The organism is Streptomyces sp. CB02959, from assembly GCF_002803155.1.
In the GTDB taxonomy this organism is placed as follows: Bacteria; Actinomycetota; Actinomycetes; order Streptomycetales; family Streptomycetaceae; genus Streptomyces.
In genome coordinates this window covers 26,019-49,793 of record NZ_NNBP01000029.1, presented here as the reverse complement: position 1 = coordinate 49,793, position 23,775 = coordinate 26,019, and the positions used below count along the sequence as shown (strand labels likewise).

Genomic DNA, 23,775 nt, shown 5'->3' with positions numbered 1-23,775 from the left:
GCCGGTGATCCGGTCCGCCCCCGCCCCGCATCATCACCACCACCAGCGAAGAGTTCGGAGGCACACCACATGTCGGTGCTGTTCGTGACCGGTACGGGTACCGAGATCGGCAAGACCGTGACCACGGCCGCGATCGCCGCGGCGTCGCTCCGCCAGGGCCGTACGGTGGCGGTCCTCAAGGCCGCCCAGACCGGCCTCACCGCGGACGCGCCGGGCGACGCGGCGGAGGTCGGGCGGCTGGCCGGTGCGGTCACCGTCTCCGAACTCGCCCGGTTCCCCGAGCCGTTGGCGCCCGACACGGCGGCCCGGCGGGCCGGTCTGCCGCCGGTGCGTCCGCAGGAGATCGCCGAGGCCGCGGCGCAGCTGGCCGCCTCGCACGACCTGGTGCTGGTCGAGGGCGCCGGCGGGCTGCTGGTCCGCTTCGACGACGACGGGAACACCCTCGCCGACGCCGCGCGGATGGCCGGCGCCCCGGTCCTGGTCGTCGTCCAGGCCGGCCTCGGCACCCTCAACACCACGGCACTGACCGCGCTGGCGCTGCGCTCGCACGGCCTCGCCTGCCCCGGCGTCGTGATCGGCAGCTGGCCGGCCGAACCCGACCTCGCGGCCCGCTGCAACCTCGACGACCTGCCGGAGGCCGCGGGCGCCCCGCTCCTCGGCATGGTCCCGGAGGGCTCCGGCGCCCTGCCGCCGTCCGCCTTCCGCGCCGCCGCCTCCGGCTGGCTGGCACCGGCACTGGGCGGCTCGGGCACCTTCGCCCCCCGCGACGCCGTCCGCGAACCGGCCACCGCCGCCTCGTAGTCCCCTCGCCGAAGGCCACCGCCGCGGCGCGGCGCGTGGCCGCGGGAGGGGCGGCCGGGTCAGACCGTCCAGGTACGGAGTTCGTCGGCGATGGCGCGGACGTCGGTGGTGCCGTCCTTGACCAGGCGGGCCAGATCGCGGACCTGCTCGGGTGAGGTGGCGACCTTCAGGCCGCTGGCGACGAGGAAGCCGTAGGCGACGGCGGTCGCGAACATGGCGTTCGAGCGCTCCAGCGCCGGGACGTGGAGCAGCAGTTGGAGCAGGGCGGCGGCGCGGTCCTGGGGCTCGGGGTAGACGGGGACGCCGAATATCTCCGCTTCGTGGCGGCCGACCGCGGCCATCAGGGCGCCCCAGTCGGTGACCTGCGGGTCTCCGGGTGTGTGCTGTTCGGCGATCAGGAGGAGCCAGGCGAGATCGATGCGCAGTGTCACGTTGTGCCCGGCTGCCCTTCCCGGTGGTGGGCGCTCCCCTGGTCGGGGGCGGGGCGGAGGCGGTCCGGGCCCGGGTCGAGGCCGAACTCGTCGGCGAAGACCCGCTCGTACTGCTTCATGAAGTCCGCGGCGGCCTCGACGAAGGTCTGGCCGACTTCGCCGGCGTCCTTGAGGACGAGTTCCTCGATATAGCGGTTCACGCTGACTCCCCGCTGGAGGGCGCGCTCCCGCGCCGCTTCGGCGGTGGCTTCGTCCACCCGGACGTTCAACTGGGTTTTCGCCACCCCTCCAAGCTAGCGCGGATCCGCTAGCACCGGCAAGGGCCGTCGCCGGTGTGCCGGGCGGTTCCGTCCGGGGCTTCGCCGGGCGTACCCGGCCAGTGCCGCACCCCGCGCAGCACCTCCAGGAACGCCCGTTCCGCCGGGGACAGCAGCCGGTCCCGGCGGCGCACGAGGCTGATCGGGCGGGGCTGCGGGGCCGGGGTGACGGGCAGCGCGGCGAGCGTGCCGGCGCGCAGTTCGTCGACGACGGCGTGTTCGGAGATCAGGGCCAGGCCCATGCCGGCCGCGACGCACTGTTTGACCGCCTCGGGTCCCCAGATGTCGGCGCGCGAAGCACCGCCCAACCCCCAGTCGCCAAGCACGCGTTCCTGGAGCGCGCGGGTCTGCGAGCCCGGTTCGCGGAGCAGGAAGCGGGTGCCGTCGGCGGCCAGGTCGTCCGGGGTGACGGTGGCGCGGTCGGCCAGCGGGTGGCCGGGGGCGGCGATCAGGACCAGGTGCTCGTCGAGGACGGACTCCACGACCAGCCGGTCGCCGAGCGGGGTGCCGGCCACCACGGCGATGCCGATGGCGCCGCCGAGCAGCCGCTCCTGGACGGCCTCGTAGTTGCCGACGAAGACGTCGCAGTCGATGGCGGGGTGGCGCCGCTGGTAGCGGGCGAGGAGGGCGGGCAGCAGGTAGGTGCCCACGGTCGCCGAGCCGCCGACCAGGAGGCGCCCGGTGACCAGCCCGCTGACCTGCTGGACGGCGGCCACCGCCTCCTCGGCGAGCAGGAAGACCCGCTTGCCGTACGCGGCGAGCACCTCGCCCTCGGCGGTGGGGCGGGCGCGGGTGCCGGAGCGGTCGATGAGGGTGACCCGGAGGGACTGTTCGAGCCGCCGCACCTGGTTGGAGACCGAGGGCTGGCTCATGTAGAGCTTCTGGGCCGCGGCGGAGAAGCCCTGGTGCTCGACCACCTGCATGAAGATCCACAGTCGGTGGAGGTTGAGTTCCACGGCCCTCCCTCGGTCCTGGCGCACGGCGCGCCGGGCGCCGTGGGGAAGCGCCATGATCGACTACGCAGTCGACCCTAGCGGGGGAAGCCCGCCGTGGACAGGGGCGCCGGGCACCCACCGGGCCCGGGGCCCTGGGCCCGAGCCATCGGGGCGACCGGCGCGGTCCGCCCGCCGCGCCACCGCCGGGCCGCCGGGGCGCGTACCGCACGATGAGTTCCTCCGGACCGGCCGGACCGGCCGGCCGCCCCGCCCCGGAGGAGCGCCGCCGTGTCCGTCCCCGCCCCCGTCCCGCATCTGCGGCGCAGTCTGCGCCGCTTCGACATCATGGCGATGGGCGTCGCCGCGGTGGTCTCGTTCGACGTGATCGGGCAGATCGCGGCGGGCGGCGGGCAGGCGGTCGTCTGGATCACGGTGCTCGCGGTGGTGTTCCTGCTGCCGTACGCCCTGCTGTTCGCCGAGACGGGCGCCGCCTTCCCGCAGGAGGGCGGCCCGTACGTGTGGGTGGAGGTGGCGTTCGGGCGGCTGCCGGCCGTGCTGACGACGATGTTCTACTGGGTCACCAATCCGGTGTGGCTCGGCGGTTCACTGGTGTTCCTGGCGGCCCAGGCGTGGAACGGTTTCGTCTTCCCGCTCGGTTCCGGGACCGTTGCCGACTACGCCTTCAAGCTGGTCTTCATCTGGGCCGCCATCCTCACCGCGGTGGTCTCGCTGCGCCGCGGCAAGTGGATCACCACGGCGGGTGCCGCGGTGAAGGTCCTGGCGCTGGCGTTCTTCACGGTCACGGCGGTGGCCTACGGGGTCCAGCACGGCTTCCGCGGGCTGGCGGAGGCGCACTTCACGCCCACCACCGCCGGGTTCCTGGCGTTGGTGCCGGTGCTGCTCTTCGCCTACGTCGGCTTCGAGGCGCCCAACGCGGCGGGCGACGAGATGCTCGATCCGCAGCACGACGTGCCGGTGGCGATCGGGGTGTCCGGTGCCATCGCCGCCGGCTGCTACCTGCTGCCGGTGGCGGCGATCCTGTCTGCCGCGCCGCCGGGCCGGGTCACCGGGATCGGCGGCTTCATGGACGCCGCGGAACTGGTCTTCGGGGTCTACGGGAGCTGGCGCGGGCCGCTGCTGACCTGCGCGGCGGTGCTGTTCGCGGTGGCGCTGCTGACCCAGGGCAGCGCCTGGATGATCGTCGCCGACCGGATGCAGGCGATGGCGGCGGCCGACGGCGGTTTCTTCACCCGGGCGCTGGGGGCCTTCCATCCGCGGCTGGGCACCCCGGTCCGGATGAACCTGCTCTCCGGTGTGACCGCCACCGCCTTCATGGTCGCCGCCATGCACCTGGCGCACGGTGACGCCGCGGCCGCCTTCGGCGCGGTGCTGTCGGTGGCGATCACCACCCTGCTGCTGTCGTACCTGGCGGTGATCCCCGCACTGCTGGTGCTCCGGCTGCGGCACCGCGAGGTGCCTCGGCCCTACGAGGTCCCGTTCGGCACCCGGGGCTTCACGGTGGCGGCGCTGCTGGTCTACGCCTGGATCCTGCTCGGCTCGTGGGTGGCGCTGTTCCCCGGCACGCTGGAGGCGGCGGTCGGGATCCCGTACCGCTTCCGGGCGGAGTGGGGCGTCTCCCGGCTCACCTTCGAGACGTTCACGCTGGGCACCGTCGGGCTACTGCTGGCGGTCTCCGTCGCGGGGTACGTGACCCAGCGCATGCGCGCACAGCCCGGCGACGATCAGCGCCAGGCCGGTCCACCCGGATAGCGCGGGCGCCGCGACGCCGGTCAGCAGCGCCTCGCCGAGCAGGGTGAACGGCACCTCGGCGGCCTGGGTCGCCTCGACCGCGCCGAGTGCGGCGGGGTGGTGCCGCACCCGGTCGGTGGCGCGGAAGAAGAGGGTGGTGGCCACCACGCCGGAGAGCAGCGCGACGATCAGCGACTGCGTCAACTGGCCGCCGGACGGCGGACCCTGGGTGGCCGCGGCGGTGCCGGCCAGTACCAGCCAGAGCGGCAGCGAGCCCAGCGTCATGGCGAGCGTCCGCTGCACCCCGTCCAGGCCGTCGAGGCCGAGCAGCCGGCGGTTGCCGAGGGGGTAGGCGACGGCGGCGACGAGGACCGGCAGCACCACCCGCAGGGTGTCCGCGGCCGTGATGCCGCCGGCCTGCCCGAACTGGGTGAGGACGACCCCGACCACGATCAGCACCGAGACGCCGAGGGTGCGCAGCGGGACCCGGCCGCCGCCGCAGGCGCCCAGGGCGATGCCGGCGACGATCACCAGTTGCCAGGTGGCGGCCACCAGCCAACCGGCGCCGTGCTCCCCGGCCCAGGTCAGCGGCGCGTAGAAGAGCCCGAAGCCGATCGTCGACCAGAGCAGCCAGACGCCCGGCCGGGCCCGCAGGCTGCGCAGCACGGCGGGGAGCCCGCCGCGCACCGCGACCAGGGCGAGCAGCGGGACGGTCATGAGCAGGTAGCGCAGGCTCGCGCTCCACATCCAGGAGCCGCCGGCCGTGCTCATCATGCGGTTGAGCACGAAGGTGGTGGCGAAGCAGGCGGCGGCGAGGACGCCGAGGCCCATGGGGAGGACGACGCCGCTCCGTGCGCCGCGGGTGGATATCGGCACGGTTCTCCCTTTCATAACACCGTTACAGGCCACTCGGCGACACCGGTGCAGGCCCCCGCTCGACCGAGCTGACCTGCGGTTTCCCGAGCCGAGGGGATCAGATCGGGGAATTGACATCTGAAATGTTAGTGGCCGGGAGTCCGGTGCCGGCGGGCGGGTCCGGCCGCTTAGGATCGGGGCGTGACCGCTCTGGAACCGGTGCCGAGAAGGCTGCTGCGCGACAAGGCGTACGACGCGTTGCTGGAGGCGATCGTCTCCGGCGAGCTGCCGCCCGGACAGCGGCTCCACGACGGCGACCTCGCCGAACGGCTGGGCCTGTCCCGCGCCCCCGTACGGCAGGCGCTGGCCCGCCTCACCGCCGAACGGCTGGTGGTGTCCAAACCGCAGAGCTACACCCGGGTCGCCCCGGTCGTGGCCGAGGAGATCCGGGACGCGCTCGCCGTCGTGCAGGCGATGCACGCCCTCGCGGTCCGCACCGCGGTCCCCCGCCTGACCGGGGAGGACCTAGCGCGGATGCGGGCGGCCAACGCCGCGTTCGTCCGGGCCCTGGACGCCGAGGATCCCGCCGCCGCGGTCGCCGCCGACGACGCCCTGCACGCCGTACCGATCGAGAGGTGCGGCAACGAGGCGCTGGCCGAGACGGTGCGCCGGTACACCCCGCTGCTGCGGCGGCTGGAGCGCCGCCGCTTCTCCAGTACCGCGGCGCGCGCCTCCGCCGCCCGCCACGACGCACTGATCGCCGCCTGCGCGGCCGGCGACACCGAGACCGCGGTGTCGCTGTCCGGCGCGATCTGGGGCGGTCTCGACGCGGAGGCCGCCGCCGAGGAGGCGGCGGGCGCGGGCGCCGCGCGGGACGGGGCGCCGGCCCGGACCGCCCGGCGGTGACCGGCGGCGCGGTGCGCGGGGCTATGGCGCGCATAGCGTTTTCGGTGGTTCTGCGGCACTGAACGGCGGTGCTACCCATGAGGGGTGGGGCGGCACCGACCGCCGTCCCGGTCGACCGACCTCAGGGGTGGATCCGCAGATGAAGGAAGCCGCTGCCCAGCAGCTGACGGTGAACGGCCGCGACTACGCCTGGCCGGCCCGGCCGGTCGTGGTGGTGTGCATCGACGGCAGCGAGGACGCCTACCACGAACGGGCCGTCGCCGACGGCCGGATGCCGTTCCTTGCGGGGATGCTGCGGCGCGGCAGCGATCTGCGCGCCGACTGCACGATGCCGTCCTTCACCAATCCCAACAACCTCTCGATCGCCACCGGCGCACCGCCCTCGGTGCACGGGATCTGCGGCAACTACTTCTACGACCCGGCCTCGGACAGCGAGGTCATGATGAACGACCCGGCGCTGCTGCGCGCCCCGACGCTGTTCGCCGCCTTCTCGGCGCGCGGCGCGCGGGTCGCGGTGATCACCGCCAAGGACAAGCTGCGCCGGCTGCTCGGCCACGGCCTGGTCGACGGCATCTGCTTCTCCGCCGAACAGGCCGACCGGGCCACCGTGGCGGAGCACGGCATAGACAAGGTGCTGGAGCGCACCGGGATGGCCCTGCCGCCGGTCTACAGCGCCGAGCTGAGCGAACTGGTGCTGGCCGCGGGCGTGGACGTGCTGGAACGGGAGCGCCCGGAGCTGATGTACCTGTCGCTGACCGACTACATCCAGCACAAGCACACCCCCGGTTCGCCGGCGGCCAACGGCTTCTACGCCATGCTCGACGGCTACTTCGCGCGGCTGGACGCGCTCGGCGCGGTGCTGGTGGTCACCGCCGACCACGGGATGAACGCCAAGAGCGACGGCGCGGGCCGGGCTCAGGTGGTCTTCCTCCAGGACGAGTTGGACCGGGAGCTGGGCGCCGGTCGGGCCCGGGTGGTGCTGCCGATCACCGATCCGTACACGGTTCACCACGGCGCACTGGGCTCGTACGCCACGGTGCACCTGCCGCCGGGGGCCGGTCCGGCGGAAACCACCGCGCTGGCCGCCGGGCTGACCGCGCTGGACGGGGTGGACGCGGTGCTGACCCGGGCCGCGGCGTGCCAGCGGTTCGAGTTGCCGGGCGACCGGATCGGTGAGCTGGTCGTACTCGCCGAACGCAACACGGCGCTGGGCACCACCCCGGCCCGGCACGACCTGAGCGGCTTCACCGAACCGCTGCGCTCGCACGGCGGGCTGACCGAGCAGCGGGTCCCGTTCCTGGTCAACACGCCCGTCGGAGCGCTGCCGGACGGGCACCGGCTGCGGAACTTCGACAGCTACTGGATCGGCACCGCCCTCGCCGCCGGACGGCCGCTGACCGGCTGACCGCCCCGTCCCCTCCCCCTCTTCCTCCCCGCTCTTCCCCTCCCCCGGCCCCGGCGCGCCGCCGAGGCACGCGCCGGGGCCCTGCCGCGCTCACCCCCACCTCCCCTCCCCGCGGCCCCGACTCCCGCTCCCCACCTCCCCGTTCACGTCGAGGACAGGACACCGCCATGGCCGACCTCGCACCGCAGTCCGTTCCGTCCGAGCCGCCGGTCCCCCCGGTGACCACCCGCGCCGCACTCCGCACCGCGGTCCGCTGGCGACGGCAGATCTTCGCCGTCACCTGGCTCGCGTACGCGGGCTTCTACTTCGTCCGCCAGGCCTTCGCGGTCGCCAAACTGGGGATCCTGGACGACCCGGCGGTGCACGGCGTACTCACCGAGCAGGCGCTCGGGGTGATCGACGCGGTCTACCTCGCGGCGTACGCCGTCGGCCAGTTCCTGTGGGGGATGTGGGCCGACCGGTTCGGTCCACGGGTGGTGGTGACCGTGGGCATGCTCGGCGCCGTCGCCGCGTCCTGCACGATGGGGATGAGCAGCGCCCTGCTGGTCTTCGGTGGGGCGATGGCCGTCCAGGGGCTCGCGCAGTCGGCCGGCTGGGCGCCGCTCTGCAAGAACATGGGGAACTTCTTCCCGGTGCGCACCCGCGGGCGGGTGCTCGGCCTGTGGAGCACGAACTACGCCTTCGGGAGCCTGGCCGCCCCGCCCTTCCTGGGCTGGTGGGCGTACCAGGTCTTCGACGACTGGCACGCCGCCTTCGTGGCCGGGGCGGCCACGCTGGCGGTGGTGCTGGTGGTGTTCCTGGTCTTCCAGCGCGACACCCCGCCGGACGGTGCCGGGCCGGACGCCCCCGAACCCGCCCCCGGGCCCATGGCGCAGGCAGCGGCCCCGCCGGTCGCCGCCCCGCGCCGGGCGCCGTTCGCGCTCTACCGCGCCGCGCTCAAGGACCGGATGGTGCTCACCCTCGGCGCCGCCTACTTCCTCCTCAAACCGGCCCGGTACGCGATCCTGCTGTGGGGCCCGGTGCTCGTCAGCCAGCGGCTGCCGGCGGTCGGCAAGGTCGGCGCCACCGTCATCCCGGTCTCCTTCGGGGCGGCCGGGGTGCTGGCGCCGATGCTGATCGGCTGGCTGTCCGACACCGTCTTCCGGTCCCGCCGGGTGCCGCCCTGCGTGCTGGCGCCGGCCGTGCTGACCGGGGCGCTGGCGCTGTTCGTTCCGTTGACCGCGACCGGCAGCGCGGCCGTGATGATCGCCGTGCTGGCGGTGATCGGGCTGGCCGTCTACGCCGCGGACGCGATGATCTCGTGCGTCGCCGCGGTCGACTTCGGCAGCACCGGCGGCGCCGGCACCGCGGCCGGCGTGGTCAACGGCTGCGGCTCGATCGGCGCGGTGCTCGGCGGACTGCTGCCCGGCTTCCTCTCCGGCAGCACCCTCTTCCACGGCTTCGCCGCCGCCGCGCTGCTGGCCGGTCTGCTCCTGCTCCCCCACTGGAACCGCCGCCCGGCCACGGCGTCCTGACGGCTCCTCGGCGATGCCGCGCCGGCATCCGCATGGCACCTCCTCGTGACCCACCCCGTCCCCAGAGAGGCACTCCCATGACGCACCCCACGCTCCGCACGCCCGACCCCACCACCGGCCCGGCCACCGGCCGCGCCACCGGCCCGGTCCGCTCCGTCGACACCGCGGTCGTCGGCGGCGGGATCGTCGGCCTGGCGCACGCGCTGGCCGCCGCCCGGCGCGGCGACCGGGTCGTCCTCTTCGAACGGGACGGCTACGCGGTCGGCGCCTCGATCCGCAACTTCGGGATGATCTGGGCGATCGGCCAGCAGCGCGGCGCGGTCAACCAACGGGCGCTGCGCAGCCGGGAGATCTGGCTGGAGCTCGGCGCAAAGACCGGGATGTGGGCGGAGCCGACCGGTTCGCTGCACCTGGCGCGCCGGCCCGACGAACTCGCCGTCCTGGAGGAGTTCGTGGCCACCACCCCGGCCGCCCGGGAGCACGGCACGACGATGATCACCGCGGCGGAGGCGGCGCGGCGCGGACCCGCGGTGCGCGCCGAGGGTCTGCTCGGCGCGATGTGGAGCCCCACCGAGGTCAATGTCGATCCCCGGCGGGCGGTACCGGCGGTCGCGGCCCACCTGGCCGAGGAGTACGGCGTGGACGTCCGCTTCGGTACGGCGGTGCGCGGCATCGCGGCGCCGCGGCTGTCGACCACCGACGGCGAGTGGCGGGCCGACCGGATCGTGGTGTGCAGCGGCAACGACTTCGCCACCCTCTATCCGGAGGTGTTCCGGGCGAGCGGGCTGGTGCGCTGCAAGCTCCAGATGCTGCGGACGGGGGCGCAGCCGGACGGCTGGCAGCTCGGGCCGATGCTGTGCGGCGGGCTGCCCCTGCTGCACTACGCGGCGTTCGAGGACTGCACGGCCCGCGCGGCGCTGGACGCCCGGATGCGCGCGGAGCTGCCGTTCCACCGGGAGCACGGCATCCATGTGCTGCTGTCCCAGACCGCGGACGGCCGGCTGACGATCGGCGACAGCCATGCGTACGCGGCCACCCACGACCCGTTCGCCAGCGAGGAGATCGACCAGGCGATCCTCGGCTCGCTGCGGGAGTTCGCCCGGATCCCGGACCCGCGGATCACCGAGCGCTGGACCGGCTGCTACCCGTCGCTGCGGGACGGCCGCACCGAGCTGGTGGCCGATCCGGAGCCCGGGGTGACGGTGGTCAACGGCGTGGGGGGCGCCGGGATGACGCTGTCGTTCGGGCTGGCGGAAGAGGTGCTGGGCCGGTAGGGCCCCGTTCACGGCAGTTGGCGATCCGCATCGCGTCGTCGAAGCCGTCCGCGTCCACCACCGCGAGGACCGGGCCGAAGACCTCCTCCTGGGCCAGTTCGCTGTCCCAGGGCACGTCGCGGATGACCGTCGGCTGGACGTAGCAGCCCTCCGGCAGGCCGGGCCGGGCGGCCGGGCCGCCGCCGCACAGGACCGTGCCGCCGTCCCGCCGGGCGCCCGCGACTGTGTCCAGCGCGGCCCGCATCCGGACCGGGTCGACGACCGGGCAGACCTCGGAGTCCGGGTCGTCACCGGGGCCGACCCGCAGCGCCGCGACGCGTTTCACCAGCCGCGCAAGGAACGCGTCCCGGACCCGGCGGTCGACCACCGCGCGGCTGGTGGCGCTGCACCGCTGCCCGGCCTGCCCGAAGGCGCCGTGCAGCACCGCGTCCACGGCCCGGTCCAGATCGGCGTCGGCCAGCACGATCACCGCGTTCTAGCCGCCGAGTTCGAGCTGGGTGCGCAGCAGGCGGGGCGCGCCGGCGGTGTGGATGGCGGTGCCGACGGCGAGCGAGCCGGTGAAGCTGATGCCGGCGACCTGGGGGTGCGCGACCAGGGCCGCACCGGCTGCCGCGTCCCCCTGGACGAGGTTGAGCACGCCGTCGGGGACCCCGGCCCGCTGTGCCGCGTCGGTCAGCAGCGCGGCGGTCAGCGGGGTCAGCGGGGAGGGTTTGAGGACGGCGGTGCAGCCGGAGAGCAGGGCCGGGGCGACCTTCCAGACCGGGATGGCGAGCGGGAAGTTCCAGGGCGAGACGAGTCCGACGACGCCCAGGGGACGGCGGAAGGTGTAGGCGAAGGTGCGGTCCTCCTCGGCGGGCGCGGTGACCCCGCCGAGGAGCCGGGCCTGACCGGCGGTGAACTCCAGCACCGCGCGGGCGCGCGCCACCTCGGCCCGCGCCTCGGCCCGCAGCTTGCCCTGTTCGCGGGTGATGGCGGCGGCGAACTCCTCCTCCCGATCTGCGAGTTGGCGGCCGAGGGCGGTGAGGTGGGCGGCCCGCCGGATCGGGCCCAGCGCCCGCCAGCCGGGCAGTGCGGTCGCCGCCGCGGCCACCGCCCGCTCCGCGTCCGCGCCGTCGGACTCGGTGAACTCCCCGATGCGGTCGCGGAGATCGGCGGGGTTGCGGTTGGTCCGCGTGCGCCCCGATGCGGCGGGGGCCCACCGGCCGTCGATGAAGTTCAGCAGATGGTGCGCCGCCACGGGTTGCCGCTGCGGAACGTCGGTCATGTCCTGCCCCTTCGTCGCACGTCTGGTTGCCGCCAGGCTGGCCCAGGGGGCGGCCGGGCACCATCCACGGCTTGCGAATGCGGCCGATAGCCGGTTCCTATCGGGGCGCCGGCGGGGCACAGCGCCGTTCGAGCGAGCCGAATCGTTCTTCCTGCCGCCGTTCGAGCGAGCCCCGGAGTGCGCCCGGACCGGATCGGGCAGCGGTCGGGCTACCGGTGCGGGGCCGGCCGGCCCCGCCCTTGTGCACGGAGGAGGCCCATGCCCATCGAAGAGACTCCCGACGCCCGGCACCCGGCGGCCGTCACGGTCGAGCTCGGTGCGTTCCAGGTGGAGACGGTCCGCTCGGTGTCCGGCCCGGCGTTCGACCCCGCGCCGCCCGGCGGGGACCCGCTCCCCGAAGGGGTGGGGCGGCCCGGCGAGATCACCATCGTGCGCGGCCCGGACCAGAGCGCCGCCTTCACCGACTGGCTCACCAGATGCCTGGTCGAGCGGGGTGCCGCCGACCGGCACCGGCAGGCGGTGACGGTGGTCCACTACGCCGTCGACCGCACCCCGCTGCGCCGCTACCACCTCGTGGGTGCCCTCCCGATCGCGTGGGAGACCCCGGCGGACGGGACCGGCGCCGCCGCGGAATCGGTGACCCTGGCGTACGAGGAGCTGACCGTCTCGGACTGACCGGGCCGACGGCTCCCGGCCAGGGAGTCCCGGTGCCGCCCGCCGCGGACCGGGGCTCCCTCGCGTACGGCGTCGAACGGATCGTGGTTCCATACCCGTTGCCGGTCATCCGAGCCAACGGCGACTGTAGCCACAGGGGGTCTCCATGCCACGTCCGTTCCGCTTCGGCATCACCATGCTCACCCTCGACACCGGTACGGCCTGGCGCGAGAAGTGCCGCCGCGCCGAGGAGTCGGGCTTCGACGTCATCCTCGTCCCGGACCACCTGGGGTGGCCGTCGCCGTTCCCCACGCTGGTGGCCGCGGCGGAGGCGACCGAGCGACCGCGGCTGGGCACCTTCGTCCTGAACGCCGGCTTCTGGAACCCCGCCCTGCTGGCCCGCGAGGTGGCCACCACCGACGCGCTCACCGGCGGACGGCTGGAGCTGGGCCTGGGCACCGGGTACGTCAAGGCCGAACACGACGCCGCCGGGCTGCCCTTCGGGACGCCCGGCCGGCGGGTGGACCTCCTGGAGCACACGCTCACCGAGCTGGACCGGCTGCTCGGCGACCCCGAGCACCTGCCGAAGGCCGTGCAGCGGCCCCGCCCGCCGCTGCTGATCGGCGGCAACGGCCCGCGGATGCTGCGGCTGGCGGCGCGGCACGCGGACATCATGGCGTTCACCGGCGCGCGACAGGCACCGGGCAAGCCGGAGGGCACGCTGGAGCTGCTGCCGGCCGGGAAGGTGGCCGCGTCGGTGGCCGCGTACCGGGAGTACGCCGCGGACCGCGCGGAGCCGGCCGAGCTGAACATCCTCGTCCAGCGGGTGCTGGTGGCGAACGACCGGCGGGCCGCGGCCCGGGAGTTCGCCGCACTCGGCGTCGGGGTGGACGAGGACCAGGCGCTGGAGGCGCCGACGCTGCTGATCGGAACGCCGGCGCAGATGGCCGACCAGCTGCGGGAACGCCGGGAGCGGTACGGCTTCTCGTACGTCAGCGTCCTGGACACGTACCTGGAGGCGTTCGCGCCGGTGATCGAGGAGCTCAAGGGCAGCTGACCGGGCGGCCGGGGACCGGTCCGCGGCAGGGAAAGGGATCGACAGGGCGCCGGGCCCGGTGATGGGATCCGATCATGACTGATCTCCATATCCGGGCCGGGGGTCCGGCCGATCTCGACGCCGTCCTGGACTTCTGGAAGGCGGCCGCGGAGGGCACCAGCATCAGCGACGACACCGAAGGCGTGGCGCGCCTGGTGTCCCGCGACCCGGAGGCGCTGCTGCTGGCCGAGCGCGACGGGGAACTGGTGGGCACGGTGATCGCCGGGTTCGACGGGTGGCGGTGCCATCTGTACCGACTGGCGGTCCACCCCGACCACCGCCGGCGCGGGATCGGCGGTGCGCTGCTGGCGGCGGCCGAGGAGCGGTTCTCCGCGCTCGGCGGGCGGCGGGGCGACGCGATGGTGCTGGACCGCAACGCGTCGGCGCACCACGCGTGGCGGGCGGCCGGGTACGCGCCGGAGCCGCAGTGGAGCCGCTGGGTCAAGCCGCTGGACGCCTAGGTTCGGTCCGACCACGAGGAGCCCGTCCCCGCATCAGGGGGCGGGCTCCTCGGCTTCCCCTCCCCCGCCACTCCACGCCCAGCCCAAGGACTTTGCCGACCCTTTACCATGGAGTGCCGGGTGACGGACCCCGGAACCCCTTCCCCTACGAAAGGTGTGTGAGCGTCCGGCCATGGCCGAGCCTCCCAGTTGCCGTTGTCGTGCGCCCCGTCGACGGGGCGCGAACCTCCCGAACGTGTCCGACCATGGGACGGAGGTGAACCGATGACCGACCTGCTCCTGCTGGCCGTGGCACTCCTGCTGACCCTGGCCTGCGGCATCTTCGTCGCGGCCGAGTTCTCGCTGACGACGGTCGAGCGCGGCGACCTGGAGCGCGCCGCCGCCCGCGGCGAGCGCGGCGCGGACAGCGCCCTCAAGGCGGTCCGCGGCCTGACCTTCCAGCTGTCCGGCGCCCAACTCGGCATCACCGTGACGGGCCTGATCATCGGCATGCTCTCGAAGCCGGCCATCGCGACCCTGCTGGACGGTCCGCTGGCCGCGATCGGACTGCCGCGGTCCGCCGCGGACTCGGTGGCGCTGGTCCTGGGGACCGCGCTCTCCACCGTCGTCCTGATGGTCATCGGCGAGCTGGTCCCCAAGAACTGGGCGATCTCCAGCCCGCTGGCCGTCGCCAAACGGGTCGCCACCGCCCAGCGCGGCTTCAGCGCCGCCTTCAAACCGCTGATCACCCATCTGAACAACACCGCCAACCGGACCGTGCGCCGGTTGGGCCTGGAGCCGGCCGAGGAGCTGGCGTCGGCCCGCGGCCCGCAGGAGCTGGTGGCGCTGGCCCGGCACTCCGCCAAGGAGGGCGCCCTGGAGGCCGACACCGCCGAGCTGTTCGTCCGGACGCTCAACCTCGCCGATCTGACCGCGGAGAACGTGATGACCCCGCGGGTGCAGGTGATGGCCCTGGAGGTGCAGTCCACCGCCGAGGACGTCGCCAACGCGACCCGGGCCACCGGACTGTCCCGGTTCCCGGTCTACCGCGGCAACCTCGACAGCGTCGTGGGTGTGGTGCACATCAAGGACGTGCTGGCCGTACCGGCCCATCTGCGGCCCCGCCGCCCGGTCTCCGAGCTGCTGCGCGAACCGCTGCTGGTCCCCGAGACGCTGACCGTGGACCGGCTGCTGGACCGGCTGTCCGGCCGGCGGACGATGGCCGTGGTCATCGACGAGTACGGCGGCACGGCCGGGGTCGCCACGCTGGAGGACATCGTCGAGGAGGTGGTCGGCGAGGTCCGCGACGAACACGACCCGCTGGAGATCCCGGACCTGGCCCCGGCCGGCACCGACGCGGACGGCCGGGCCGTCTACCAGGCCGACGGCGCGGCCCGCGCCGACCAGCTGGCGCGGATCGGGCTGCGGCTGCCGGACGGCCCGTACGAGACCCTGGCCGGGGTGATCGCCACCGAACTGGGCCGGATCCCCGAGGGCGGCGACAGCGTGGAGGTGGCGGGCTGGGCGATGGACGTGCTCGACGCCTCCGGCCACCGTGCGGCCCGGGTGCTGCTGCACGCCCCGCCGGCCGGCACCCCGGACGCCCCGGAGGTCGGCCGATGACCGCGCTCCAGTTGTTCGTGGGCCTGCTGACCCTGGTCGTCAACGCCTTCTTCGTGGGCGCCGAGTTCGCGCTGATCTCGGTGCGCCGCAGCCAGATCGAGCCGTACGCGGAGGCCGGGAACCGCCGGGCGGGCAGCGTGCTGTGGGGTCTGCAGCACGTCTCGGCGCTGCTGGCCGCGGCGCAGCTGGGCATCACGCTGTGCACGCTGGTGCTGGGCGCGGTCGCCGAACCGGCCATCGCACACCTGCTTGAGCCGGTGTTCGACGCGGTGTCGATCCCGCACGCGCTGATCCACCCGATCTCGTTCGTGATCGCGCTGGCCGTGGCGACCTATCTGCACATGCTCTTCGGCGAGATGGTCCCGAAGAACGTGGCGCTGGCCGAACCGGTGCGCACCGCGCTCGCGCTGGGCCCGCCGCTGGTGGCGCTGACCCGGGCCCTGCGCCCGGTGATCTTCGCCATCAACGCGCTGGCCAACGGCCTGCTCAAGCTGCTGCGGGTGGAGACCAGGGACGAGGTCGCGGCCGCCTTCTCGGACGACCAGCTGGCCCAGCTGGTCGAGGACTCGCGGGCCGCCGGACTGCTCGACGAGCGGGCCCAGGAGCGGCTCCGGGACGCCCTGGAGCTGGGCCGCCGCCCGGTGCGGGACGTGGTGCTCCCGGTGGGCGAGGTGGTCTCGGCACGGATGGGGATCACCCCGGAGGAGCTGGAGCACCTGGCCGCCGAGTCCGGGTTCTCGCGGTTCCCGGTCGTCGACGACACCCGGCGCATCCTCGGCTACCTGCACGTCAAGGACGCGTTGGACGCCGCCCCGCGCACCGCGCCGTTCCCGGTGTCGGCGCTGCGCCCGATCGCCCGGGTCCGGGCGGCGACCCCGCTGGACGACGTGCTGACCGCGATGCGCGGCTCGCGTACGCACCTGGCCGCGGTGATCGGCGACGACGGCCGGCTGGCCGGACTGGTGACCATGGAGGACGTCCTGCGGGAGCTGGTGCTGCAACAGCCCGCGAGCTGATCGTCGCGCCCGCCGGGGCCGGTGGCGCCCTCGCGTCGCCTCTGGTGGGCACCCCGCGAAAACCCTTCACTGACCGATCGGTTAGATTGCTAACCGATCGGTCAGTCGCGTGTGCGCGGCACCGCGGCGACCCGGTCACGCATCCGTACGCGCACGCGACGAGGGGGCAACACCATGGACCGCACGACATGCTGCGTGGTGGGCGGCGGCCCGGCCGGCATGATGCTCGGGCTCCTGCTGGCCAGGGCCGGCATCGAGGTGACCGTCCTGGAGAAGCACGGGGACTTCCTGCGCGACTTCCGCGGCGACACCGTCCACCCGTCCACCCTGAACCTGCTGGACGACCTCGGCCTCGGCGAGGAGTTCGCCCGGCTGCCGTTCCCGAAACTGGAGGAGATGCGCGTCCAGATCGGCGGCACCACCGTGGTGATGGCCGACATGCGGCGCATCCCCGGCCGGCACAAGTACTTCGCCATGGTCCCGCAGTGGGACTTCCTCGACCTGATCGCCCGCGCGGCCGCCGAGGAGCCCTCGTTCACCCTGCGCATGCGCACCCGAGCCACCGGGCTGCGCACCGAGGGCGGCCGGGTGACCGGGGTGCACTACGTCGACGAGCACGGCGAGCCCGGGGAACTGGCCGCGGACCTGACCGTCGCCTGCGACGGCCGGGACTCCGCGATCCGCGCGGCGGCCGGGATGCGGCAGCGGTACTTCGACGTGCCGATGGACGTCTGGCAGATCCGGGTGGACGCACCGTCCGACGCCGTCAAGGGCGGCCGGGTCTTCGGCCGGTTCGGCGGCGGCCAGGCCGCGGTCACCATGGACCGCGGCACGTACTTCCAGACCTCCTACCTGATCGGCAAGGGCCAGGACGCCGCCATGCGCCGCCACGACATCCAGTGGCTGCGGGACCGGCTGGGTGCACTGTTCGGCTGGGACGACGAGGTCACCGGCACCATCGGCTCCTGGGACGAGGTCAAGCTGCTGGAGGTCACGTTCGGGCGGCTGCGGCGCTGGCACCGGCCCGGACTGCTGTGCCTCGGCGACGCCGCGCACACCATGTCGCCGGTCGGCGGGGTCGGCGTCAACCTCGCCCTCCAGGACGCGGTGGCCGCCGCCCGGCTCCTGGCCGGCCCGCTGCGCCGCGGCACGGTCGGCAGCGACGAGCTGGCCCGGGTGCAGCGGCGGCGGGAGTGGCCGATGGCGCTGGTCCAGAAGTCGCAGGAGGGCGAGCACGCCATGATCCGCTCCGCGCTCGACGGCACGCTGCACGGGGACCGGCTGCCGGTGCCGATGCGGCTGCTGCGGCGGGTGCCGGCGCTGCGGACCGTCACCGGCTACCTCGGCGGCATCGGCATCCGGCCCGAGCCGACCCCGGAGTTCGCCAAGGTCAGTCCCGGCGCGCCACGGCGTTGAGGGTGAAGGTCTCCAGCTCGGCGGCGGCGGCGTCCAGATCGAGGTCCGGGTGGGCCAGCCAGTGCCCGATCACCCCGTCGATCGCGCCGCCGATCGCCAGCGCCACCGTGCACGGGTCGAACTCCCGCAGCACACCGGATTGCTGACCCTCCGTCAGGAGGGCGGCGAGGGCCTGCCAGCGGTCGTAGGTGTCGTGCGACCCGGGCGTCTTCAGGCGGGTGCCGCCGTCGTCGTCGAGCAGCATCTCGGTGATCACCCGGACCTGGCGGCGGTTTTCCCCCTGGTAGCGGATCATCGCGTGCACGTAGGCGACGACCGCGGCCAGCGGGTCCGGGGCCCGCTCCACCCGCTCCCGGACATAGGTGCCGAACTGGTCCATCACCTGGGCCAGCGCGGCGCGGGTGAGGTTGTCCTTCGAGGAGAAGTGGTAGAGCACCGCGGCCTTGGAGACCCCGGCCCGCTCGGCGATCGCGGACAGCGAGGTGGCGGGGTAACCGCGGGTGGAGATCAGGTCGATGGTGCAGTCGATCAGCTGCTGCCGACGGGCCCGTTCGGTGAACGTCGCCGCCTCGGGATCCGTGCTCCGCCGAGGACTCATCCCACGCCCACCTCTGTCTTTCCGTACCTCTCCACGGCCCGCACTCCGGCCGCTGTCGACCGTACACCGCGGGATAGGATCACGGCGCCATGGAGACCAATGTGCGATACAACAGTTTCGTCGCGGTCGGCGACAGCTTCACCGAAGGCATGTCGGACGGCCTCCCGGACGGCTCCTACCGGGGCTGGGCGGACCTGCTCGCGGCCCGGCTCGCGACCCTCGCGCCGCAGCCGGCCGGGGAGCCCGCCACCGCGGCGGGCCCGCCCGGCTTCCGCTACGCCAACCTCGCCGTGCGCGGCAAGCTCATCGACCAGATCGCCGACGAGCAGTGCGGCCCGGCCGCCTCGATGGGCGCCGACCTGGTGACGCTGGTCGGCGGGCTCAACGACGTACTGCGCCCCAAGTGCGACGTGACGCGGGTGTGCGCACGCCTCACGGACTGCGCGGAACTGCTGGCGCGCGGCGGCGGACAGCTGGTGCTGATGCGCAGCCCGGGCCGCCGCGGGCCGGTGCTGGAGCGGTTCCGGGCGCGGATGGAACAGCTCTTCGCGCACATCGACGAACTGGCCGCCCGGCACGGCGCGTTGGTCGTGGACCTCTACGCCTCCGAGGCGCTGGCCGATCCGCGGATGTGGGCCGAGGACCGGCTGCACCTGAACGCCGAGGGGCACCGCCGGGTCGCCGAGGCGGTCTGGCAGACCCTGGGACTGCCCGCCGCCGCGGACTGGGACGCACCGCTGCCGCCCGCGGTCCCGCCCCGCTGGGCCGACCGGCGCACCGCCGACCTGCGGTTCGCCCGCGAACACCTGGTGCCGTGGATCGGCCGCCGGCTCACCGGACGCTCCACGGGGGACGGCCGGACGGGCGCGCAGTTCAGCGCCGACCTGGGCAAGGGCTTCTGGATAAGCCCCGTGGACCACGCCGACCCCGGTCCGGTGACCGACTGGCGGGCGGTGGGGGCCTGATCCTCGCCCCGACCCGGCCGCGCCCCCCGCGCCGGGCGGCTCGGGCCGTCGGGCGTCCTACCCGAAGAGCCTGCGCACCTTCTTGATGCCGAGGTGGCCGAGGTAACCGAAGAAGCCGGCGAAGACGATGAGCACGAGGATCACCTCCCACGGCTTCATCCGGTGATGGGAGCCGCCGTTCGTGCCGCTGGTGTGACGGTGCCAGCCCCGGCGTTACGCTCGATTTGTCGACATACGTTCCGATCGTGCGGAGGCGGCCATGAGCCAGTACGACGAGTACACGACTCCGTCGCAGGCCGAGGGCGAGCGGCTGGAAGAGGACATGGACCCGGCCGAGCCGCGGCACCCCCAGACGATGCGCACCCAGCCGTCCCAGGCGGAGGGCGAGCGCCGGGCGGAGGACGACGAGGACTGACGGCGCGGGCCGGAGCGCGCCCGGCGGCACGCCCCCGCACCGGCCGCGGCGACTGTAGGAAAGCACAGCCGGGACCGAGGCGCTGGCCTGCGCAAACCGCCAGTAGACTCTGGCCACGTGACTGCTGTGTCTGCGAAGCCTCGCATCCCCAATGTCCTGGCCGGCCGCTACGCCTCCGCGGAGCTGGCCGTGCTGTGGTCCCCCGAGTACAAGGTCAAGCTGGAGCGGAAGCTGTGGCTGGCCGTGCTGCGCGCCCAGAAGGACCTGGGCGTGGCCGTCCCCGAGCAGGCACTGGCCGACTACGAGCGAGTGCTGGACACCGTCGACCTGGCCTCGATCGCCGAGCGGGAGAAGGTCACCCGGCACGACGTCAAGGCCCGGATCGAGGAGTTCAACGCCCTCGCCGGGCACGAGCAGATCCACAAGGGCATGACCTCCCGCGATCTGACCGAGAACGTCGAGCAGCTGCAGGTGCGCCTGTCGCTGGAACTGGTGCGGGACCGCGCGGTCGCCGTACTGGCCCGCCTGGGCTCGCTGGCCGCCCAGCACTCCGAGCTGGTCATGGCCGGCCGCTCGCACAACGTCGCCGCGCAGGCCACCACCCTCGGCAAGCGCTTCGCGACCGCCGCCGACGAACTGCTCGTCGCCCACGCACGGGCCGAGGAACTGCTCGCCCGCTACCCGCTGCGCGGCATCAAGGGCCCGGTCGGCACCGCGCAGGACATGCTCGACCTGCTCGGCGGGGACGCCGGGAAGCTCGCCGAGCTGGAGCAGCGGATCGCCGCCCACCTCGGCTTCGGCCAGGCGTTCACCTCCGTCGGCCAGGTCTACCCGCGGTCGCTGGACTACGAGGTCGTGACCGCGCTGGTGCAGCTGGCCGCCGCGCCCTCGTCGCTGGCCAAGACGATCCGGCTGATGGCCGGGCACGAGCTGGTCACCGAGGGCTTCAAGCCCGGCCAGGTCGGCTCGTCGGCGATGCCGCACAAGATGAACACCCGCTCCTGCGAGCGCGTCAACGGCCTGATGGTGATCCTGCGCGGCTACGCCTCGATGACCGGCGAGCTGGCCGGCGACCAGTGGAACGAGGGCGACGTCTCGTGCTCGGTGGTCCGCCGGGTCGCGCTGCCGGACGCGTTCTTCGCGCTGGACGGCCTGCTGGAGACCTTCCTGACGGTGCTCGACGAGTTCGGCGCCTTCCCCGCCGTGGTCGCCCGCGAGCTCGACCGCTACCTGCCCTTCCTCGCCACCACCAAGGTGCTGATGGGCGCGGTGCGGGCCGGGGTGGGCCGCGAGGAGGCGCACGAGGCGATCAAGGAGAACGCGGTCGCCTCGGCACTGGCCATGCGCGAGCAGGGCGCGGAGCGCAACGAGCTGCTGGACAAGCTGGCCGCCGACCACCGCATCCCGCTGGACAAGGCCCAGCTGGAGGCCCTGATGGCGGACAAGCTGTCCTTCACCGGCGCGGCCGGCGACCAGGTGGCGGCGGTGGTCGCCCGGATCGAGGAGATCGCGAAGCAGCACCCCGAGGCCGCCGCCTACACCCCCGGCGCGATCCTCTGACCCGGGGCTGACGTGCGCCTCACACCTGAGGAACTGGAGGCCGCCCGTGACCGCGTCGTCCCGGACGTGGTCGCGGGCGGGCTGCGGGTGCTGTTCTGCGGCATCAACCCCGGACTGATGACGGCGGCCACCGGGCACCACTTCGCCCGGCCCGGCAACCGCTTCTGGCCCGTCCTGCACGCCGCCGGCTTCACCCCCCGGCAGTTCCGCCCCGCCGAGCAGAGCGCACTGCTCGACCACGGGCTGGGCATCACCAACGTCGTGGCCCGACCGACCGCCCGGGCCGACGAGCTCACCGCACAGGAGTACCGCGAGGGCGGCCGGCTGCTGGCCGAGAAGGTGGCCCGGCTGCGGCCCCACTGGCTGGCCGTCGCGGGCGTCACCGCGTACCGCGTCGCCTTCGACGACAAGCACGCCGTGATCGGCCCGCAGGAACGCACCCTGGGCACCACCCGCATCTGGGCGCTGCCCAACCCCAGTGGCCTGAACGCCCATTGGACGCTTGCGACCATGGCGGAGGAGTACGGGCGGCTGCGCACCGCGGCGTTCGCCGAGTCCTGACGGACGGCGGACGGAACGGCCCGGCGGACGGCGACGCGCCCGAGCCCAAAGGCGGCCCGTCGGCGACGGCACGGCTATCCGGCCCCCGGCGGCGGGCCCTGCGCTATGGCCGCCAGCACCTGGCACGGCTGCCCGGGGTCCAGCGGCCCGGCGCCGACCGCGATCCAACGGCCGCCGGCCGACCAGGCGTACACCCGCGGCACCAGCCCGCAGAGCAGGTCCAGCGGCGGTGCGACCGGCAGCCCCCGTGCACTCCGGTCCAGCGCGTCCGCCAGGTCGTGGACGACGGGCTCGCCCCACCGTAAGGACGCCACCGCGACCAGCGCGGCGAGTTCGTCCACGCACTGTTCGCGGGCCGCCGCGGCGTCCGCCGGATCCGCGTCCCAGAGCGGGCCGCCCGCCCACAGCGGCGCCACGTGGAAGCCCGGCCCGCTGGTGCCCGCCGCGGTCTGCTCGCTCCGCTCCGGGAAGGGGCGGGCGCGTAAGGCGTCGAGCACGGCGAGCGCGGCGGGCGGTCCGCCGGGCGGCGCGGGCCCCTGCGGCGCGGGCGGCGCGGGCGTGGCCGGAGGCGTCCGGATCGTCCAGGGCGTCAGGGGTGTCGGGGGCGTCGGCGGGGTCCGCGGGCTGCGGTGGCTCGGTTCGGGCGTCATACCGTCAGTAAACCGCCGGGGTCTGACAATTGGCCGTCCGCGCGGTCCGCAGCACCGCCGCGAGGCCGCCCGGGGCCACCGTCCACAGGGTCCTCGGGACTCGCCGCACACCCGCTGACCGGCTACGATCCGCCAGACAGGCGAGGCGAGGAGACGGACGTTGGGTCGGCTCACCGGCGGGGACCCCTCCCTGCTGCGACGGATCAACTCCACGGTGGTGCTGCACGCGCTGCGCGCCGCGGACTCCCCCACGCTCACCGATCTCGTCCAGGTGACCGGCCTGTCCCGGCCGACCGTCGAGGGCGTGATCGAGGGGCTCGTCGAGACCGGGCTGGTGGCCGAGGCTCCCGCCGAGGAGGGCGAGACCCGGCGCCAGGGGCGGCCCGCCCGCCGCTTCCGCTTCCGTACCGAGGCCGGGCACCTGCTGGGCATCGAGATCGGGCCGCACCGGGTCGCGGCACTGCTGTCCGACCTCAGCGGGCGGGTGCTGGACTCGGCGCAGCGCGCCGTGGCGGAGACCGCGCCGGCCGACGAACGACTGGAGCGGGTCCGGGCCCTGGTCGCCGACCTGTTGCGCCGGGCGGGCGTGGCTCGCAGTTCGCTGCGCGCGGTCGGGGCGGCCGGTCCCGGCATCATGGAGGCGGACGGCACCGTACGGCTGAGCACCGCACTGCCCGGCTGGACCGGACTGCCGCTCGAAAAGCGGCTGCGACGGTCGTTCCGCTGCCCGGTGCTGGTGGAGAACGACGCCAACGCGGCGGCGGTGGCCGAGCACTGGCAGGGCGCGGCGACCGGCACCGACGATGTGGTGTTCGTGCTGGCGGGGCTGAGCCCGGGGGCCGGATCGCTGATCGGCGGGCGGCTGCACCGCGGATTCGGGGGCGCGGCCGGGGAGATCGGCGCCCTGCACCTGCTGGGCCGGGAGGCGACGCCGGAGACGCTCCTGTCGACGACCGGGGAGCCGCTGCACCCACTGGACGAGGCGCAGGTGGCGGCGGTGTTCGCGGCGGCCCGGGGCGGGGACGCGCAGGCGCGGGAGGCGATGGACCGCTTCATCCGGCGGCTGGTGCACGACGTGGCCGCGCTGGTGCTGGCCCTCGATCCGGAGCTGGTGGTGGTCGGCGGCTGGGCGTCGGGCCTGGCGGGGGTTCTCCCGCCGCTGCGCCGGGAGCTGGCGCGGTACTGCCTGCGGCCGCCGGAGGTCGTGCTGTCGCAGCTGGGCCCGGCCGCGATCACCACCGGCGCGCTGCGGCTGGCCCTGGACCACGTGGAGGGCGAACTCTTCGCGGTGGAGGGGACGGTGACGGGGCGGCGGTGAACCGCACGCCCC

At 74.3% G+C, this 23,775-nt stretch carries 23 protein-coding genes and 1 pseudogene; 17 read left to right on the top strand and 7 right to left on the bottom strand.

The features are described from left to right. Positions 1-69 precede the first annotated feature (69 nt). The gene (gene bioD / locus CG747_RS36385; RefSeq protein WP_100606179.1) at positions 70-801 is read left to right on the top strand and encodes a dethiobiotin synthase; all 732 of its coding nucleotides are present in this window, start codon (positions 70-72) and stop codon (positions 799-801) included. Between the two features lie 59 nt (positions 802-860). Here bioD and CG747_RS36380 read toward each other — a convergent pair whose 3' ends face one another. Genes CG747_RS36380 through CG747_RS36370 form a run of 3 tightly spaced genes read right to left on the bottom strand, consistent with a single transcriptional unit; the run spans position 861 to position 2,505 of the window. Further along, positions 861-1,232, bottom strand: a complete 372-nt coding sequence (locus CG747_RS36380) for a fic family toxin-antitoxin system, toxin component (RefSeq protein WP_100606178.1) — start codon at positions 1,230-1,232, stop codon at positions 861-863. Next, positions 1,229-1,516, bottom strand: a complete 288-nt coding sequence (locus CG747_RS36375) for a hypothetical protein (protein WP_100606177.1) — start codon at positions 1,514-1,516, stop codon at positions 1,229-1,231. The genes CG747_RS36380 and CG747_RS36375 overlap by 4 nt, the downstream gene beginning before the upstream one ends. A 23-nt stretch (positions 1,517-1,539) precedes the next feature. Then, complete coding sequence (locus CG747_RS36370) at positions 1,540-2,505, bottom strand: LysR family transcriptional regulator (protein WP_100606176.1); 966 nt, start codon at positions 2,503-2,505, stop codon at positions 1,540-1,542. 267 nt (positions 2,506-2,772) lie between these two features. Here CG747_RS36370 and CG747_RS36365 point away from each other — a divergent pair, with 267 nt between their 5' ends. Beyond that, positions 2,773-4,254: an APC family permease gene (locus tag CG747_RS36365; RefSeq protein ID WP_100606175.1), complete on the top strand. Its 1,482-nt coding sequence runs from the start codon at positions 2,773-2,775 to the stop codon at positions 4,252-4,254. Here CG747_RS36365 and CG747_RS36360 read toward each other — a convergent pair. Continuing rightward, entirely contained in the window at positions 4,162-5,109 is a 948-nt protein-coding gene (locus tag CG747_RS36360) for a multidrug resistance efflux transporter family protein (RefSeq protein WP_219621583.1), read from the bottom strand. The two genes, CG747_RS36365 and CG747_RS36360, sit on opposite strands and share 93 nt — an antisense overlap. Before the next feature lie 180 nt (positions 5,110-5,289). Here CG747_RS36360 and CG747_RS36355 point away from each other — a divergent pair, with 180 nt between their 5' ends. The 4 genes from CG747_RS36355 (at position 5,290) to CG747_RS36340 (ending at position 10,187) form a co-directional block, all read left to right on the top strand. After that, on the top strand, positions 5,290-5,994 hold the full coding sequence (locus tag CG747_RS36355) for a GntR family transcriptional regulator (protein WP_100606173.1): 705 nt from the start codon (positions 5,290-5,292) through the stop codon (positions 5,992-5,994). A 139-nt stretch (positions 5,995-6,133) separates the two neighbouring features. Then, the gene (phnA, locus tag CG747_RS36350; protein ID WP_100606172.1) at positions 6,134-7,399 is read left to right on the top strand and encodes a phosphonoacetate hydrolase; all 1,266 of its coding nucleotides are present in this window, start codon (positions 6,134-6,136) and stop codon (positions 7,397-7,399) included. Between the two features lie 167 nt (positions 7,400-7,566). Further along, entirely contained in the window at positions 7,567-8,913 is a 1,347-nt protein-coding gene (locus tag CG747_RS36345; RefSeq protein ID WP_100606171.1) for an MFS transporter, read from the top strand. Positions 8,914-8,990: 77 nt separating this feature from the next. Beyond that, complete coding sequence (locus CG747_RS36340; RefSeq protein ID WP_257980966.1) at positions 8,991-10,187, top strand: TIGR03364 family FAD-dependent oxidoreductase; 1,197 nt, start codon at positions 8,991-8,993, stop codon at positions 10,185-10,187. Here CG747_RS36340 and CG747_RS50035 read toward each other — a convergent pair. Continuing rightward, positions 10,120-11,451 (bottom strand): annotated as a pseudogene (locus tag CG747_RS50035) (aldehyde dehydrogenase). The gene CG747_RS36340 and the pseudogene CG747_RS50035 sit on opposite strands and share 68 nt — an antisense overlap. A gap of 258 nt (positions 11,452-11,709) precedes the next feature. Here CG747_RS50035 and CG747_RS36330 point away from each other — a divergent pair. The 6 genes from CG747_RS36330 to CG747_RS36305 all read left to right on the top strand — a co-directional run bounded on the left by CG747_RS36330 (position 11,710) and on the right by CG747_RS36305 (position 17,696). After that, positions 11,710-12,126: a phage tail protein gene (locus CG747_RS36330; protein WP_100606170.1), complete on the top strand. Its 417-nt coding sequence runs from the start codon at positions 11,710-11,712 to the stop codon at positions 12,124-12,126. Positions 12,127-12,271: 145 nt separating this feature from the next. Further along, entirely contained in the window at positions 12,272-13,162 is an 891-nt protein-coding gene (locus tag CG747_RS36325) for an LLM class F420-dependent oxidoreductase (protein ID WP_100606169.1), read from the top strand. 74 nt (positions 13,163-13,236) lie between these two features. Continuing rightward, positions 13,237-13,662, top strand: a complete 426-nt coding sequence (locus CG747_RS36320) for a GNAT family N-acetyltransferase (RefSeq protein ID WP_100606168.1) — start codon at positions 13,237-13,239, stop codon at positions 13,660-13,662. Positions 13,663-13,926: 264 nt separating this feature from the next. Then, positions 13,927-15,264 carry a hemolysin family protein gene (locus CG747_RS36315; RefSeq protein ID WP_100606167.1) on the top strand — a complete coding sequence of 446 codons (1,338 nt, stop codon included), beginning with the start codon at positions 13,927-13,929 and terminating at the stop codon, positions 15,262-15,264. Then, positions 15,261-16,280 (top strand): hemolysin family protein, encoded by a 1,020-nt coding sequence (locus CG747_RS36310; RefSeq protein WP_100606166.1) that lies wholly within the window; start codon positions 15,261-15,263, stop codon positions 16,278-16,280. Before CG747_RS36315 ends, CG747_RS36310 begins: the two co-directional genes overlap by 4 nt. Before the next feature lie 174 nt (positions 16,281-16,454). Further along, positions 16,455-17,696, top strand: a complete 1,242-nt coding sequence (locus tag CG747_RS36305; protein WP_100606165.1) for an FAD-dependent oxidoreductase — start codon at positions 16,455-16,457, stop codon at positions 17,694-17,696. Here CG747_RS36305 and CG747_RS36300 read toward each other — a convergent pair. Next, entirely contained in the window at positions 17,671-18,294 is a 624-nt protein-coding gene (locus tag CG747_RS36300) for a TetR/AcrR family transcriptional regulator (protein ID WP_100606164.1), read from the bottom strand. The genes CG747_RS36305 and CG747_RS36300 overlap by 26 nt on opposite strands. Before the next feature lie 89 nt (positions 18,295-18,383). Between CG747_RS36300 and CG747_RS36295 the strand changes: the two genes are divergently transcribed. The 4 genes from CG747_RS36295 (at position 18,384) to mug (ending at position 21,795) form a co-directional block, all read left to right on the top strand. Then, a complete protein-coding gene (locus CG747_RS36295; RefSeq protein WP_100606163.1) occupies positions 18,384-19,259 on the top strand; it encodes an SGNH/GDSL hydrolase family protein in 876 nt (291 codons plus the stop codon). Positions 19,260-19,518: 259 nt separating this feature from the next. Then, positions 19,519-19,674: a hypothetical protein gene (locus CG747_RS48380; protein ID WP_180985843.1), complete on the top strand. Its 156-nt coding sequence runs from the start codon at positions 19,519-19,521 to the stop codon at positions 19,672-19,674. A 126-nt stretch (positions 19,675-19,800) separates the two neighbouring features. Next, positions 19,801-21,234, top strand: coding sequence for an adenylosuccinate lyase (gene purB, locus CG747_RS36290; protein WP_100606162.1), 1,434 nt, complete (start codon positions 19,801-19,803; stop codon positions 21,232-21,234). A gap of 12 nt (positions 21,235-21,246) precedes the next feature. After that, on the top strand, positions 21,247-21,795 hold the full coding sequence (gene mug / locus CG747_RS36285) for a G/U mismatch-specific DNA glycosylase (RefSeq protein ID WP_100606161.1): 549 nt from the start codon (positions 21,247-21,249) through the stop codon (positions 21,793-21,795). A 74-nt stretch (positions 21,796-21,869) separates the two neighbouring features. On the opposite strand, the gene CG747_RS36280 is transcribed toward mug, so the two are convergent. After that, positions 21,870-22,445 (bottom strand): hypothetical protein, encoded by a 576-nt coding sequence (locus CG747_RS36280; protein WP_257980965.1) that lies wholly within the window; start codon positions 22,443-22,445, stop codon positions 21,870-21,872. A gap of 160 nt (positions 22,446-22,605) precedes the next feature. Between CG747_RS36280 and CG747_RS36275 the strand changes: the two genes are divergently transcribed. Continuing rightward, positions 22,606-23,763, top strand: a complete 1,158-nt coding sequence (locus tag CG747_RS36275; protein WP_100606160.1) for an ROK family transcriptional regulator — start codon at positions 22,606-22,608, stop codon at positions 23,761-23,763. The last annotated feature ends 12 nt before the right edge of the window (positions 23,764-23,775 follow it).

What these genes read in the sequence shown, in the direction of transcription:
- bioD (WP_100606179.1), top strand. Translation starts at nt 70, where the DNA reads ATGTCGGTGCTGTTCGTGACCGGTACGGGTACCGAGATCGGCAAGACC.
- phnA (WP_100606172.1), top strand. Translation starts at nt 6,134, where the DNA reads ATGAAGGAAGCCGCTGCCCAGCAGCTGACGGTGAACGGCCGCGACTAC.
- CG747_RS36345 (WP_100606171.1), top strand. Translation starts at nt 7,567, where the DNA reads ATGGCCGACCTCGCACCGCAGTCCGTTCCGTCCGAGCCGCCGGTCCCC.
- CG747_RS36340 (WP_257980966.1), top strand. Translation starts at nt 8,991, where the DNA reads ATGACGCACCCCACGCTCCGCACGCCCGACCCCACCACCGGCCCGGCC.
- CG747_RS36330 (WP_100606170.1), top strand. Translation starts at nt 11,710, where the DNA reads ATGCCCATCGAAGAGACTCCCGACGCCCGGCACCCGGCGGCCGTCACG.
- CG747_RS36325 (WP_100606169.1), top strand. Translation starts at nt 12,272, where the DNA reads ATGCCACGTCCGTTCCGCTTCGGCATCACCATGCTCACCCTCGACACC.
- CG747_RS36320 (WP_100606168.1), top strand. Translation starts at nt 13,237, where the DNA reads ATGACTGATCTCCATATCCGGGCCGGGGGTCCGGCCGATCTCGACGCC.
- CG747_RS36315 (WP_100606167.1), top strand. Translation starts at nt 13,927, where the DNA reads ATGACCGACCTGCTCCTGCTGGCCGTGGCACTCCTGCTGACCCTGGCC.
- CG747_RS36310 (WP_100606166.1), top strand. Translation starts at nt 15,261, where the DNA reads ATGACCGCGCTCCAGTTGTTCGTGGGCCTGCTGACCCTGGTCGTCAAC.
- CG747_RS36305 (WP_100606165.1), top strand. Translation starts at nt 16,455, where the DNA reads ATGGACCGCACGACATGCTGCGTGGTGGGCGGCGGCCCGGCCGGCATG.
- CG747_RS36300 (WP_100606164.1), bottom strand. Translation starts at nt 18,294, where the DNA reads ATGAGTCCTCGGCGGAGCACGGATCCCGAGGCGGCGACGTTCACCGAA.
- CG747_RS36295 (WP_100606163.1), top strand. Translation starts at nt 18,384, where the DNA reads ATGGAGACCAATGTGCGATACAACAGTTTCGTCGCGGTCGGCGACAGC.
- CG747_RS48380 (WP_180985843.1), top strand. Translation starts at nt 19,519, where the DNA reads ATGAGCCAGTACGACGAGTACACGACTCCGTCGCAGGCCGAGGGCGAG.
- CG747_RS36280 (WP_257980965.1), bottom strand. Translation starts at nt 22,445, where the DNA reads ATGACGCCCGAACCGAGCCACCGCAGCCCGCGGACCCCGCCGACGCCC.